The organism is Sporosarcina trichiuri, from assembly GCF_030406775.1.
GTDB lineage: Bacteria > Bacillota > Bacilli > Bacillales_A > Planococcaceae > Sporosarcina > Sporosarcina trichiuri.
Window position 1 is genome coordinate 1293036 of record NZ_CP129119.1, and the last position, 15061, is coordinate 1308096.

Annotated in this window: 13 protein-coding genes; all 13 read right to left on the minus strand. The window is 52.8% G+C overall.

Features of this window, described 5'->3' with window-relative positions:
- Window positions 1-10 precede the first annotated feature (10 nt).
- Window positions 11-325: a YlxQ family RNA-binding protein gene (locus QWT68_RS06860; RefSeq protein ID WP_290150282.1), complete on the minus strand. Its 315-nt coding sequence runs from the start codon at window positions 323-325 to the stop codon at window positions 11-13.
- Window positions 322-603 carry an RNase P modulator RnpM gene (gene rnpM, locus QWT68_RS06865; RefSeq protein WP_040286827.1) on the minus strand — a complete coding sequence of 94 codons (282 nt, stop codon included), beginning with the start codon at window positions 601-603 and terminating at the stop codon, window positions 322-324. Before rnpM ends, QWT68_RS06860 begins: the two co-directional genes overlap by 4 nt.
- Window positions 604-626: 23 nt before the next feature.
- On the minus strand, window positions 627-1823 hold the full coding sequence (gene nusA, locus QWT68_RS06870; protein ID WP_040286828.1) for a transcription termination factor NusA: 1197 nt from the start codon (window positions 1821-1823) through the stop codon (window positions 627-629).
- Window positions 1824-1847: 24 nt separating this feature from the next.
- On the minus strand, window positions 1848-2324 hold the full coding sequence (gene rimP / locus QWT68_RS06875) for a ribosome maturation factor RimP (protein WP_040286829.1): 477 nt from the start codon (window positions 2322-2324) through the stop codon (window positions 1848-1850).
- Window positions 2325-2530: 206 nt separating this feature from the next.
- The gene (locus QWT68_RS06880; RefSeq protein ID WP_290150284.1) at window positions 2531-6841 is read right to left on the minus strand and encodes a PolC-type DNA polymerase III; all 4311 of its coding nucleotides are present in this window, start codon (window positions 6839-6841) and stop codon (window positions 2531-2533) included.
- Window positions 6842-6899: 58 nt separating this feature from the next.
- Window positions 6900-8501: a proline--tRNA ligase gene (locus tag QWT68_RS06885; protein WP_290150285.1), complete on the minus strand. Its 1602-nt coding sequence runs from the start codon at window positions 8499-8501 to the stop codon at window positions 6900-6902.
- A 42-nt stretch (window positions 8502-8543) separates the two neighbouring features.
- Window positions 8544-9803: an RIP metalloprotease RseP gene (gene rseP / locus QWT68_RS06890; protein WP_290150287.1), complete on the minus strand. Its 1260-nt coding sequence runs from the start codon at window positions 9801-9803 to the stop codon at window positions 8544-8546.
- 45 nt (window positions 9804-9848) lie between these two features.
- Window positions 9849-10997, minus strand: coding sequence for a 1-deoxy-D-xylulose-5-phosphate reductoisomerase (locus QWT68_RS06895; protein WP_040286833.1), 1149 nt, complete (start codon window positions 10995-10997; stop codon window positions 9849-9851).
- Between the two features lie 20 nt (window positions 10998-11017).
- Window positions 11018-11812: a phosphatidate cytidylyltransferase gene (locus tag QWT68_RS06900; protein WP_040286834.1), complete on the minus strand. Its 795-nt coding sequence runs from the start codon at window positions 11810-11812 to the stop codon at window positions 11018-11020.
- Window positions 11809-12603, minus strand: a complete 795-nt coding sequence (gene uppS / locus QWT68_RS06905) for an undecaprenyl pyrophosphate synthase (protein WP_040286835.1) — start codon at window positions 12601-12603, stop codon at window positions 11809-11811. The genes QWT68_RS06900 and uppS overlap by 4 nt, the downstream gene beginning before the upstream one ends.
- Window positions 12604-12730: 127 nt before the next feature.
- Window positions 12731-13288: a ribosome recycling factor gene (frr, locus tag QWT68_RS06910; RefSeq protein ID WP_040286836.1), complete on the minus strand. Its 558-nt coding sequence runs from the start codon at window positions 13286-13288 to the stop codon at window positions 12731-12733.
- Window positions 13289-13290: 2 nt separating this feature from the next.
- On the minus strand, window positions 13291-14013 hold the full coding sequence (pyrH, locus tag QWT68_RS06915) for a UMP kinase (RefSeq protein WP_040286837.1): 723 nt from the start codon (window positions 14011-14013) through the stop codon (window positions 13291-13293).
- Window positions 14014-14095: 82 nt separating this feature from the next.
- On the minus strand, window positions 14096-14983 hold the full coding sequence (gene tsf, locus QWT68_RS06920; protein ID WP_040286838.1) for a translation elongation factor Ts: 888 nt from the start codon (window positions 14981-14983) through the stop codon (window positions 14096-14098).
- Between the last annotated feature and the right edge of the window lie 78 nt (window positions 14984-15061).

The following is a 15061-nucleotide window of genomic DNA, read 5'->3' on the forward strand; positions in this document are numbered from 1 at the left end:
CCCACCCCCGTTATAGTTCGTTGAGGAGCCCAGACAGCTTTTTGGCAAAGCCGCTGTCTGTTACCGCGAGGACGACTCGCGACTCTTTCCCGATTGCATGCCCGAGTGATGCTCGATCCCCGAAAACATGCTTCTCAACGTTGTAGCTAGTACATTTATCTGACACTTTCTTCTTCGTACCGTCAGATGCGTCATTAGATAGTATAACAAGTTTTGCGCGCTGGGCCCGGATCTCGGACACAGCGAGCTCTTCGCCTGTTATCAATTTCCTTGCTCGGGCTGCAAGTCCGAGCATTTGATAAATTTTCATCTCCGCTGAAATCATTGGATGGCCTCTCTCCGGATTGCATGCAGCAAATCTGCATACACTTGATCCGGAACAGCAGCACCCAGCTGTTTTTCAATGGCATGACTGGCTTTCGCCTGCTCGACAGCCGACTCGGACTTCGAGACATATGTGCCGCGGCCTGATTTTTTGCCGGTCAGATCGACGGATACTTCGCCTTCTTTTGTCCGGACAATGCGGAGCAGTTCTTTTTTCGGAAACATCTCACCAGTGGCCGCACATTTACGCAGCGGCACTTTCCGTTTGCTGACTGCCATGCGGATGCACCCTTTCGTTCTTCTTATTGGTGGTCTTCGGAATACAGATCGATGGGCTCGTCATCGGATTCAGGCTCTTCTGTATCGTAGGAATCCTCTTCCTCCGCATAGATGTCGAAATCGCCGTCCTCCAAGTATTCTTCCTCATCCGTCTCTTCTTCTTCAATACGCGGATAGATACCGAGCTCCCGGGCATCCGTTTCACTCTTGATATCGATCTTCCAGCCTGTCAGTTTAGCCGCAAGGCGGGCATTCTGTCCGCGCTTGCCGATCGCCAGCGACAGCTGGTAGTCAGGAACGACGACGGTTGTCGACCGGTCTTCCTCTTTCACCTGAACATCCAGCACTTTCGAAGGGCTCAGTGCGTTCGCTACGAAAACGACCGGATCTTCGGACCATTCGACGATGTCGATCTTTTCACCATGGAGTTCGTTGGAGATCGACTGGACACGCGCTCCGCGTGCACCGACACAGGAACCGACCGGATCGACTTCCTCGTTGGCCGTGTATACCGAAATCTTAGAGCGGTCTCCGGCTTCTCTGGCAATGGACTTGATTTCTACGATCCCTTCGTAGATCTCCGGCACTTCCATTTCAAAAAGCCGGCGCAGCAGGCCCGGGTGCGTTCTGGAAACGAATACTTGCGGGCCGCGGGACGTCCGCTCGACCTTTGTGATATATACTTTGATGCGGTCATGCGGATTGTATGTTTCCGAAGAGATCTGTTCAGTCATCGGCAGGACGGCTTCCACTTTCCCGAGGCCTACGTAGAGGTTCCGCGCATCGAACCGCTCAACAATCCCGTTGACGATATCGTCTTCCCGGTCGATATACTCATCGTAGATCAGACCGCGTTCCGCTTCGCGGACACGCTGTGTCACGACCTGCTTGGCCGTCTGTGCTGCAATACGGCCGAAATCACGCGGTGTCACTTCCTGCTCCACGATGTCGCCGACTTCATATGCAGGATTGATAAGCAGTGCATCTTCCAGTTCGATCTGTAGAAGATCATCCTCAACGTCATCCACGACATCTTTTCGTGAATAGACTTTGATGGTTCCCCGATCCAGGTTCAGATCCACGCGCACATTCTGCGCCTGGTTGAAATTCCGTTTGTATGCTGTTACAAGTGCGGCTTCGATTGCCTCCACGAGCACTTCCCTGGTGATTCCTTTTTGCTTTTCCAAAGCGGTTAACGCATCGAGCAGATCGCTACTCATCTTCATCACTCCTGATTGGTTCAATTATGCCGAAAAGTCGATTGCATACCGGGCGACAGCAATCTTGTCTTTTGCGATCCTGACAGTCAGCGTCCTTGTCTTGATGCGCACTTGGATTTCAAGCGCATCCGGCTCGTTGACTATAAGGTGCCCTTCGAATTCTTTCATGCCCTCCACCGGCTCGTACGTCTTCACATATACGTAACGGCCGACCGCTTTTTCAAAGTCTTCTTCTTTTTTGAGCGGACGTTCCGCTCCAGGAGATGATACTTCCAAAAAGTAGTTTTGCGGAATCGGATCGGTGCGGTCCAGTTCTTCACTGAGCCGCTCGCTCACCTGTGCACACTGATCGATATCAATATCCGCTTCCGGCGTATCGATGTAGACACGAAGGAACCAGTCCCGGCCTTCCTTCAGGAATTCGATGTCAACCAGTTCCAGCTTGAGTTCCTCGACGATGGGGAGTACAAGCTCCTCCACTTGTTCGGTTACTTTACTCATTCTGCCCCTCCCTTACTGATTGTAATTTGCTTGCACACTCACAGTAAACAACAGAAAAGAGCGGGGATTCCCACTCTTTTCGCGTAAAGCTATAGCAAAAGTTAACTTCATTATACCATACACCGTCCTGTGCCGCAAATGTTACAGCCAGACCGGTTCCTGCAGCAGGTCCGCCATGCCGCAGTTTCCGGCTGGAAGGCCGCCAATCAGAACAGCGACAGCTGGTTCATCTCAGGCAGTCCTTCCAGACAGCCGAGACTGTCCATGTATTCGATGATCGTTTTGGAGACACGCCCGCGCCGCTGAAGATCTTCCTTCGACAGGAATTCCCCGTCTTCGCGGACTTCGACGATCGTCTTCGCCACGTTCGTACCGAGGGAAGGTATCGCATTGAACGGCGGTATCAGTGAATTGCCTTCGATGATGAACTCCGTGGCCGAAGATTTGTACAGGTCCGGCTTAGCGAATGTGAAGCCCCGCTCGCACATCTCGAGTGCAATTTCGAGTACTGTCACGAGACTCTTCTCTTTCGGAGACGCATCCAGGCCTTTGTCATAGATTTCCTTGATCTGTGCTCTGATCGAAGCGGATCCTTTGATCATCGTCGCCAGATCATGGTCGGAGGCCCGGACTGTGAAGTAGGCGGCGTAGTACATGATCGGATGGTGCACTTTGAAGTAGGCGATCCGCAGCGCCATCAGTACGTAGGCCGCAGCATGGGCCTTCGGGAACATGTACTTGATCTTTTTACAGGATGCGATATACCATGCAGGCACTTTGTTCTTTTTCATCTCTTCTTCGAACTCCGGTGTCAGCCCTTTCCCTTTCCGCACCGATTCCATGATCTTGAAAGCGATGGCGGGCTCCAGTCCCTGGTAGATGAGATAGACCATGATATCATCCCGGCAGCCGATCACTTCGGCGAGGACACACGTTTTGTTCTGGATCAGTTCCTGGGCATTGCCGAGCCAGACGTCCGTCCCGTGGGAAAGTCCTGAAATCTGGATCAGTTCGGAGAACGTGGACGGCTTCGTCTCCTCGAGCATCTGACGGACGAAACGGGTGCCGAATTCCGGCACGCCGAGTGTGCCCGTCTTGCAGTTGATCTGCTCCTCTGTCACACCGAGTGATTCCGTTCCGCTGAACAGCGACATGACGCCCGCGTCATCCGGCGGGATCGTTTTCGGGTCGATGCCCGAAAGGTCTTCGAGCATCTTGATCATCGTCGGGTCATCGTGGCCGAGGATGTCGAGTTTCAGCAAGTTGTTGTCGATGGAGTGGAAGTCGAAGTGGGTCGTCTTCCAGCTGGACCCGACATCATCCGCAGGGTACTGGATCGGTGTGAAGTCATAGATCTCCATGTCATCCGGCACGACGATAATTCCGCCTGGGTGCTGGCCGGTGTTCCGTTTGACACCCGTGCAGCCCTGGACGAGGCGGTCGATTTCCGCACCGCGCAAGTTGATGGCGTTGTCGTTCATATAGCCGCGGACATATCCATAGGCGGTCTTCTCTGCCACGGTGCCGATCGTTCCGGCCCGGTAGACATAATCTTCCCCGAACAACTCCTTCGTGTAATTGTGGGCATGCGCCTGATATTCCCCGCTGAAGTTCAAATCGATATCCGGCACTTTGTCGCCGTTGAACCCGAGGAATGTTTCGAACGGAATATCATGTCCATCTTTGCGGTACGGGACATGGCAGGCAGGACACTCCTTGTCCGGCAGGTCGAAACCTGAGCCGACAGAACCGTCCGAGAAGAACTCCGCCTGTTTGCAGGAAGGGCACACGTAGTGCGGCGGCATCGGGTTGACTTCGGTGATCTCCATCATCGTCGCAACAAGCGACGAACCGACAGATCCACGGGAGCCGACAAGATAGCCGTCGTCCAACGATTTCTTTACGAGCTTGTGGGAGATCAGGTAGATGACCGCGAACCCGTTGCCGATGATCGACTTCAATTCTTTCTCGATCCGGGCTTCCAGTATGTCGGGGAGGGTTTCCCCGTAGATGTCATGGGCCATCGTATACGTCAGCGACCGGACTTCCTCATCGGCTCCTTCGATATGCGGCGGATACAGATCATCTTTGATCACTTTGATATCCCCGACACGTTCGACGATGGCCAGCGGGTTATCGATGACGATCTTCTCCGCCGTCTCCGGTCCGAGAAATGCGAATTCCTCGAGCATCTCATCGGTCGTCCTGAAATGGACTTCCGGAAGGCTGTGGCGGTTCATCGGATTGGCGCCGCCCTGTGAGCGGACAAGCACTTCCCGGTAGGCAGCATCAGTGGGATCGATATAATGCACATTCCCCGTTGCGACGACAGGCAGTCCCGTCTTTTTACCGAGCTTGATCATCTTCCGCATGATGTCTTCAAGATTCCACTCATCCCTGACCAGCTCGAGTTCAATCAGATGGCTGTAGACCGGCTTCGGATGCAGTTCAAGATAATCGTAGAAGGACGCCGTTTCTTCGGCTTCCTCCAGCGACTTCTGCATGAGCGCCTCGAAGACCTCCCCTTTGTCACAGCCCGAGCCGACAAGCAGCCCTTTCCGATGCTTGACGAGCAGTGAACGCGGAATCCGCGGCACCCTGTAAAAGTAGTCCAGATGGGATTGGGATACAAGTCTGAACAGGTTTTTCAGTCCTTCATTACTCGTCGCAAGCAAGGTGCAATGGGAAGGGCGGGACCGTTTATAAGCATCCCCTTCACCGACGTTCTTATTGAAATCATCCAGATAGACGATGTTCTTTTCTGCCGCCTCCTGCATGAGACGGACAAACAGATGTGCTGTCGCCTCGGTATCGTAGATGGCCCGGTGGTGCTGGGTGAGCTCGATGCCGAACTTTTTCGCCAATGTATTCAGCCGGTGGTTCCGCAGATCCGGATAGAGCATCCGGGCGAGCTCCAGCGTATCGATGGCAGGATAGTTCTCCGTCTCGATGCCGGACTTCTTGCAGGATTCATAGAAGAAGCCCATATCGAATGAAGCATTGTGCGCGACGAGGACCGAATCACCGATGAAACCGATGAAGTCTTTCATGACTTCTGCCACTTCCGGTGCGTCTTTCACCATATCATCCGTAATGCCCGTCAATTCGGTCGTCGTGGAGGACAGCGGATGATGCGGGTTGGCAAAGCGCTCGAACCGGTCAATGATCTCGCCATTCCTCACACGGACCGCCGCAAGTTCGATCACTGTGTCGTATACAGCGGATAAACCCGTTGTCTCGACATCGAATACAGTGTATGTATCGTCTTCCAGCAGACGGTGCTGCTCGTCGTAAACGATCGGCACGCCATCATCCACGAGATTCGCTTCCAATCCGAACAGGACTTTGATGCCGTGCTTCTTACCGGCATTGTAGGCTTCCGGGAATGCTTGTACATTCGCATGGTCGGTAATGGCGACGGCGGGGTGGCCCCATTTTGCAGCCTGTGCAACGAGTGATCCTGCAGATGAGACACCATCCATCTGGCTCAGTTTGGTATGCGCATGGAGTTCAACCCGCTTGCGGCCCTCAGGAGACTTATCTTTCCTGACAATCGGTGCCACTTCCATAATATCCTGCGCCATCATGATCAGGTCACGGACGAATGTATCATTCTGAATACTGCCGCGTGCCCGCACCCACTTCCCTTTCGTCAGGGCTTTCATCAGCTCCGCGTCTTCGTTGTCACGGGAGAACATTTTCACCAAGATGGAATCCGTATAATCCGTGACTTTCAGAGTCAGCAGGGACCGGCCGCTCCGCAGCTCGCGGACTTCCGCGTCAAAGACGAACCCTTCGATGGCAATCCGCCGTTCTTCGTCCTGGATTTCCTTGATGCTGACCATCTGCTCGTCATGCCGGATCGGCGTACCAAGGGAAATAGGCCCGCTCGGTGCGTCGCCTTCTTTCTTCACGGTATCCCGCTGCTGCATCGCTTCCAGTGCTTTCTGGGCGTATGCTTCCTCCTCCGCTTTCCGTTCTTCGAAAAACGCAGCTTCAGCCTGCTGGTTCTCTTCCGGAAGATCGGACAGTGCAAATTCCGGAAAGATGCCGCTGAATCCGAATGATTCGTAAGCATCAGTGATGAGCCGGCCGTATTTGTTTTTCAGCGTGCGCTGCTGGACATCATTCACACAGCAGACAGTTAGCTTATCCCCGGATAATTCGGGTTTACGGGCTGTCAGCGCTTCCCGGATCGGCGGTGACACCTCACCAAGCTCATCGAGCACTGCGGGCCAGTACGACAGGATCTTCGCTGGATCTGCGGCACGGTTTCTAGCTTTGATTTGCAGCCGGATGGCGGCGATTGCAGAAAACGTCTCGATCACCCGCGTGCGGAACAGCTGGAAGATATCAAAGGGCAGCGGATCGTCCAATGTGATGGAAAACTGCCAGACTCTCGATTTTTTATAAATGTCCACACGCTCCAGTTCAGCATGCTGGAAGTGGACGGCCACTGCGTCTTCAGTCAGGCCGGTCTGCTGCAGAAGCAGCGACAGTTTAGTTGTAGCATCCATATTTTTTCTCCTTTCCCGAAAAAGAAAGGGAGGGCCGTCAGACGGCCATCCCTTGTCCTTACCCCATCCTGAAGAATTCCTGGAGTTTTTCAGTAACTTCCTCTTTCCGCCATTGAAAATGAGTCCCCGCAGTCCGGTATGTGACTTCCACGAACCCGTCCGCGGCCCGGCCGTCCACTGCAATCTTGACAGGAACACCAAGCTGATCGGAAGTCCTCTGCTTACTTTCCGCACTCACATGCCTGTCGTCGTACAGCACCCGGTAGCGGTAGCCTTTCATGACGGAATTCAGCTCATCGGCGAGCTGCAGCTGTGCGTCGTCGTCAGTGTCCTCAATCAGCAGGTGTATATCGTAAGGGGCGAGACGTACCGGCCATTTGAGCCCTGACTCATCACTGAAGTATTCAGCCGTCACTGCGAACAGCCGGGTGACATCGATGTAGTAATAACCGGTGGAGATCTCGAGTGACCCCTTGCCGGCAACGTCGATCGTACTGAACACCGGTTTCGGATCGAGAATCCGGGCGACTGTCACTGCTTTATGAAATGTCAGGGTGCCGTTCCCGTCAGGCGAGGGCTCCCCCTCTTTGACGAGACGCAGGTCCGCATAAGTATCAGCCGTAAAGTCCCGTTCCGGATTGACATTTTGGAGGAATGTATCCGTTTCGTTCGCACCGCACAAGCCGTTCACAACCGTCTCTACACTATAGTCCGCAATCACACGGAAACCGAACGGAAGCTGTACAGGTCCGAGTGTTTCCGACTGCACACCGAGCACTTCCTTTACGCTGCCGTCTGTCAGTCTGCAAATCGAATCGGTACCGAGAACTTTTTTCAGCTTCCATTCGTTCAGTTCACAGTCGTTTCGGATGAGCACCAGGACTGCTCCGTCATCCGTGTCATACAGGTACGACCGGATGATCCGGTCTTGGTCTATATCCAGCGATTCCGCCAGCTGCACGACATCCATGCCGCCGCCGTTTATCTTCTTGGCCGGTTTCTCCCTTACACCCGCTTCCCTTTCCTGCCGGGGAGCCTCAGCGAGTGCTGCTTTGGCTGCATACGTTCCGCTCTCATTCCGAGCGATCCATTCATCGCCGCATTCCGAGAAGGCGGTGAATTCATACTGTTTCACACCAGCCTGCTGTTCGCTCTCCAGAATACTGAATGGGGTGCCGATCCTGTTGAAGACCGCAGAAAACACGGAGTGGAGGAGCGTCCCGTGCTCCTCCGCCTCTTTGATGTCCGTATGGAACGAATAGCCGCTCATCAGGGAGAATTCTTTTGCCGCCAGCAGACCCCTTACCGGATCGAATGAACTGTCCGGACGGATATGCTGCTTGATATGGAACATGGAGATGGGCAGCTGCTCGGACGCGATGACCTCCTTTGCGATCAGCGAAAGGAGCACCATTTCATCCGATTTCCCTGTGGCATGCTCGAACTGTTCGTAAGGCAGGTCCACTTCCAGCACACCTGCCTGTTCCATCTCATCGCGTATCATCTGCTTCATATTAGCCAGCACTTTCCCGGCGAGCGGAAAGTATGCGTACATCCCCTCGGAAGTCTCCTGAATATAGCCGGATTGGGTCAGCAGACGGTCCGCTGAGCAACGGTTCGATGTTTCAGCGGCAGGTATGAAAACGCCTGATTGTTTCATCGTGCATCGCCTCCCTCAATCCCCCAGAGGGGTACTTGTCGTTCAGAAAAAGAATTTCTGTATATCATTCCAAGTGACGACCAGCATGAGCAGCATGAGCAGCATGATGCCGACAAAATGGACCATCCCTTCTTTTTGACGGTCGATCGGCTTACCTCGTATCGCTTCGAACAGGAAGAACAGCAGCCGTCCGCCGTCAAGTGCCGGCAGAGGGAGCAGGTTCATGATCCCGAGGTTGATGCTCAATACAGCCGCCCAGTTCATCAGATTGAAGATGCCGTACTGTGCAACTTCTTCGGTCGCTTTGTAAATACCTACCGGACCGGATAAAGCATCCAGTGTGAACTGGCCAGTTACAAGCATACCGAGCAGTTCAAATATCTTCGCGATCCAGTACCACGTCTGCTGCGCGCCGTAGACGACAGCCTTCAGCGGATTCTTCTCCACCGGGCTTGTGTAGTAGACGCCGATCTGGCCGAATGACTGGCCGGCATCCTCGACTTCCTCCGGGGTCACCGTCAATGTTTTCAAGGCCCCGTTGCGTTCCACTTCGATTGTCATTTCCTTTTCAGGGCTGTTCTGGATTTCTTCGGTGAATCCGTTCCAATCCGTCACAGCCTTGCCGTCCGCTTCTTTGACATAGTCACCCGCCTGAAGGCCGGCCGCCGCCGCAGGGCTGTCTTTCTGGACTTCGGTGATGATCGGTTCGTTCGTCGGCACGCCGTTCAGCAGGCCGAGTGCAAGGAAAACGAAGAACGCCAGGATGAAGTTGAAAACAGGTCCCGCCAATATAGTGAGGAACCGTCCCATGAGCGGCTTCGAATCGAATTGACGATCTTTCGGTGCGATCAGTGTCTTTTCACCTTTTTCGTAGATGACAGCATTTCGCGACACGCTGAAACGGACGAGGTTTTCATCTTCGTCGTATCCTTTGATGAAAAGCTCATCTTTCAAGTCAGCAGCCTCGGTTTCCAGGAAGAGGATCTCGGGGTTGGAGACATTCGAATTCAAATAGATCTTTGTCACTTCATCTTGGTCGTTCAGAATCAGACCCACACGATAACCGGGCAGCAGTTCCACGGTATCGAAGTCTTCGCCTGCCATCCGGACATACCCGCCGAGCGGCAGCAGCCGGATCGTGTAGAGGGTTTCCCCTTTCTGGATTCCAAGAATTTTCGGTCCCATACCGATTGCAAACTCGCGGACCATGATGCCTGCGCGCTTTGCGAACAGGAAGTGTCCGAATTCATGAAAAAATACTAAGGAGCCGAAAATAATTATAAACGAAATAACTGTTCCCATTTATACCCACCTTTTCAACCCGTTCAGGCTGTTATACTAAATACCTTATTTTATCATGGAATGGACGATTTGACGAGTTTGCCTGTCTGTCTCAAGGATGGCTTCAAGGGTTGCGTTCCGGATGGTCTGGTGCTGCTCCATCGCGCGTTCGACGAGTTCATCGATCTGGACGAATGTGATATGGCCGGCAAGGAACTGGCTGACCGCCACTTCGTTTGCTGCGTTCATCGCCGCAGGCATCGTGCCGCCGATTCGTCCGGCTTCATACGCAAGCGCGAGTGCGCGGAACCGGTCATAGTCCATCTTCTTGAAGTTCAGCACTGCAATCTCTTCAAGTTTCAGGCGCTGGGGCGACGCCATCGGGATACGTTCCGGATAGGTCAGCGCATATTGGATCGGCACACGCATGTCCGGTGAGCCCAGCTGTGCCATGACGCTCGTGTCTTCGAATTCGACCATGGAATGGATGATGCTTTCCTTATGCAGCAGACAGTCGATCTGATCGTACGGCATATCGAAGAGGTGATGGGCTTCGATCACTTCCAGTCCTTTGTTGAACATTGTCGCGGAATCGATTGTCAGCTTGCTGCCCATTGACCAGTTCGGATGCGCAAGGGCCTGTTTCACTGTGACATTCTGCAGCTGGCCGCGGGTCAGATCACGGAAACTTCCGCCCGACGCAGTGAGGATCAGACGGGTGATGGATTTCTCCTGCTCCCCGTTGAGCGCCTGGAATATCGCCGAGTGTTCACTGTCCACAGGCAGGATCGGCACATTTCGCCGCTTCGCTTCAGCCATTACGACATCCCCTGCTGCGACGAGCGTTTCCTTGTTTGCAATAGCAATGGCAATCCCTTCTCGGATCGCCGCCAATGTCGGTTTCAGACCGACACTGCCGATGACGGAATTCAGCAGGACATCCGCACCTGAATGGGCGGCTACTTCTTCAAGGCCTTCTGATCCGTACATGAACCGGATGGACGGGAATTCCGTGCGCAGCATCTCGGCGTCCGCCTTCTCTATGACCGAAATAAGCGGCGGATTGTGAGTGGCCGCTATCTCTCTCACTTTTTCGATATTGCGTCCGGCCGACATTGCGGCAAGTTCAAATTGTTCCGGATGTGCGGACAGTACATCCAGTGTCTGCAGACCGATGGATCCGGTTGCTCCGAGGAGGCTGATCTTTTTTTTCATTGTGAATACATCCCTTTCAATTAGCTGACAAAATGCAGCAGATGAAGGAGCGGCAGGACAAACAGAAGGCTGTCGAACCGGTCCAGTATACCGCCGTGACCGGGAAGCAGTTTCCCGGAATCTTTCACATCATACGTCCTTTTCAATGCAGACTCCACCAGATCGCCGAGCTGGCCGATGATCGAAGCGATGATCGTCACTCCGATCAGTACAGCATATGACGGGGAGACCGGTTCAATCATCTGGAATATGATCGCAAAGACGACCGCACAGATGATGCCGCCCAAGAAGCCTTCAACCGTCTTGTTCGGCGAGATTTCCGGCCAGAGCTTCCGTCTCCCTAATTTACGGCCGACAAAATAGGCGCCCGAATCCGTCGTCCAGACAACGACGAGCGCATAGACGATGAAGATAAGACCGGCATCCCGGGTCGCTGTAAGGAAGTAGAAGCCCATCCCGACATAAAAGGCGGACAGGACTGAAAATGCCGCATCGGAGAACGTGAAGCGGTTTTTGACAATAACAGTATAAATTAATAACAGTAAAATTATGATGAAAGCCGCTTCCAGTTTCGTATAGCCGATCGCTCCAAGCCATTCCCGTTCAGCCGTTCGGGGAAGCAGAAGAACCGCCGACAACAGCCATGAGAGCATACCTTCCGGAGAAGCCAGCCTGATGGACTGCATTTTCAGTAGTTCATGAAGGCCGATTGCAGCAATCGCATAGACGAGCAGCGTGAACGGCACTCCTCCCACTATGACAAATGGTATGAAGATTGCTGCAGCTATCACCGCGGTAAGTATCCGTTGTTTCACTTGAGATCCTCCCCTTCAAGACTGCCAAACCGCCTGCTGCGTTTTTGATAATCCTCTAGTATATCCAGCATCGTGTTCTCGTTGAAATCCGGCCAGAGCACTTCGGTGAATGCAAGTTCCGCATACGCCAGCTGCCAGAGCATGAAGTTCGACAGACGCACTTCCCCGCTCGTACGGATCAGCAGGTCAGGGTCTGGCAGATGCCGGGTCATCATTGCATCGCCTACGGTTTCTTCTGTGATATCATCCGGACGCAGTTCTCCGTTCTCCAGCTGACGGGCAATCCCTTTGACGGCTTCCGCGATTTCAAAACGGCTGCCGTAGTTCATCGCGAAATTCAGCACCATCCCGTCATTGGCCGATGTTTCTTCGATCGCTTTCTCGATCGCTTCTTTCGTATGGGCCGGCAGCAGTTCCGCACTGCCGATCATTTCGACTTTCACGTTATTTTCAACCAGCTCCGGAAGATACGTCGTCAGGAATTCACCGGGAAGTTTCATGAGGAAATCGATTTCCCGCTTCGGACGTTTCCAGTTTTCCGTTGAGAATGCATACAGTGTCAATACCTGCACACCGAGCTCATTCGCAAACAGTGTCGTCTTCCGGACAGTTTTCATGCCTTCATGGTGACCTGCTATGCGGGGCAGCTTACGGCTTTTCGCCCATCTGCCATTGCCATCCATGATAATTGCGATATGGGCAGGCATCGGCTTCCCTTTTACAGCTGCAAGACGCTCTTCGGCTGCCGACGGGAACGCCGTTGTTTTCTTGCGCAGCAGTTTATCGAACATAGTTTTTCCTCCACTCGACGGCAATTCAATTCATTCATCCTCTTTATCCTATCAAACTGACGGGAAAGTTGCATGCTAAAAAGGACGTCCTGTGCTTAGGACGTCCGATAAAATAGAAAGTTACTGTTCAGATTTCCATAATCTCTTTTTCTTTGTCTTCCGCGAGACCGTCGATTTTGGAGATGTACGCATCCGTCAGCTTCTGGACTTCTTCGCTGTAGCGGCGAAGTTCGTCTTCTGTGATTTCGCCGTCCTTCTCCAGTTTTTTGAGTTCGTCATTGGCATCCCGGCGGATGTTGCGGACTGCGACTTTCGACTCTTCGCCGTCTTTTTTCACTTCTTTGACGAGCTCTTTCCGGCGTTCTTCCGTCAGTGCCGGCACTGCCAGGCGGATGACAGATCCGTCATTCGAAGGCGTGATGCCGATATCCGACTTCAGGATCGCTTTTTCGATTTCACCCAATGTCGTTTTGTCGTATGGCTGGATGACCAGCAGGCGTGCTTCCGGTACGGAAATACCCGCCATTTGGTTCAAAGGTGTCGGGGCACCATAATACATGACGGAAATACGGTCAAGCAAAGACGCGTTCGCACGTCCGGCACGGATGGAAGCAAGTTCCCTCGTAAGTGACTGGATCGCTTTCTCCATGCGTTCAGTTGTCTGATCCATTACTGATTTTGGCATGTTCAGTTCCTCCCAACGACTGTACCGATCGTTTCGCCGCATACAGCCTTTTTAATGTTTCCTTCTTCCATTATCGAGAATACTACGAGCGGGATATCGTTGTCCATACAGAGAGTGGACGCTGTGGCATCCATCACCTGGAGTCCTTTGCTGATCACTTCGAGATACGTGAGCTGTTCATACTTCACAGCTGTCGAGTCGATCATCGGATCTGCCGAATAGACACCATCGACATTATTCTTGCCCATCAGGATGACATCCGCTTCAATCTCAGCTGCCCGCAATGCTGCTGTTGTATCCGTCGAGAAGTACGGATTTCCCGTACCTGCCGCAAAGATGACAACCCGATTCTTTTCGAGATGGCGGATCGCTTTCCTGCGAATGTACGGCTCAGCCACCTGGCGCATATCAATCGAGGACATCACCCGTGATTCAGCCCCCAGTTTTTCAATAGCATCCTGGAGTGCCAGAGCGTTCATGACAGTTGCAAGCATTCCCATATAGTCGGCAGTCGTCCGGTCCATCCCCATCTCGCTGCCGACTTTCCCGCGCCAGATGTTGCCGCCGCCGACTACGACAGCGACCTCGATACCGAGATCCAGGACTTCCTTCACCTGCACGGCGACGGATTTGATGATTGCAGGAGAAAGGCCGAAGCCCTGCTCTCCGGCGAGCGCTTCTCCGCTCAGTTTTAACACGATCCGTTTGTATGTAGGAGTGCTCATATGTATCCCCCATCGTTTTGGTTTCAGTTTTCTAAAAAAGAGGGAACACAAAATGTGTCCCCTGTCAGTTGTATAAGTGGAATCAGTTGCCTTTGTTCACTTGGCTCATGACTTCGTCCGCAAAGTTGTCTTCACGCTTTTCGATACCTTCGCCGACTTCATAGCGGATGAATTCCTTCAGTGTGCCGCCAGTCGAAGCGATGAATTCGCCGACTTTCTGGTCTGAGTTCTTGACGAATGGCTGATCGAGTACGCAGATCTCTTCGAAATACTTGCGCAGACGGCCTTCCACCATTTTCGCAACGATGTTTTCCGGCTTGCCTTCGTTCAAGGCCTGCTCAGTCAGTACTTTGCGCTCATGCTCGACTTCCTCTTCGGAAATCTGGTCATGTGAGATGTATTTAGGGTTCATGGCTGCGATGTGCATAGCGACATCTTTCGCAGCTTCTTCATCAGTCGATCCTTCCAGAAGCGTCAGTACGGAAATACGGCCGCCCATGTGCAAGTATGCACCGAAAGCATCGTTGTCTGTCTTTGTACGGATTTCGAAACGGCGGAGTGTGATCTTTTCACCGATTTTCGCAACTGCATTGGAAATGTAGTCAGCAACGACCTGTCCGTTTTCCATTTTGGAAGCAGTCGCTTCTTCAACAGTTTCCGGCTTCGTCGCAAGAAGGTGATCAGACAATTCTTTGACAAGTGTCTGGAACGCTTCGTTTTTCGCAACGAAGTCTGTTTCAGCATTGACTTCAAGGATGACCGCTTCGTTTCCGCGGACTTCGATTGACGTTGTACCTTCCGCTGCAATGCGATCGGCTTTCTTCGCTGCGCTGGAAAGTCCTTTTTCACGCAGGAAGTCGATTGCTGCTTCCATGTCTCCGTTCACTTCAGTCAATGCTTTTTTGCAGTCCATCATACCTGCGCCGGTTTTTTCACGAAGTTCTTTTACCATTTGAGCTGTAATAGCCATGTTGAATTCCTCCTATTGAACCATTTAGTGTAGGCTGTTCTCCTAAAAAAGACGATAAGTGGGGGTTGGCCGCTTATC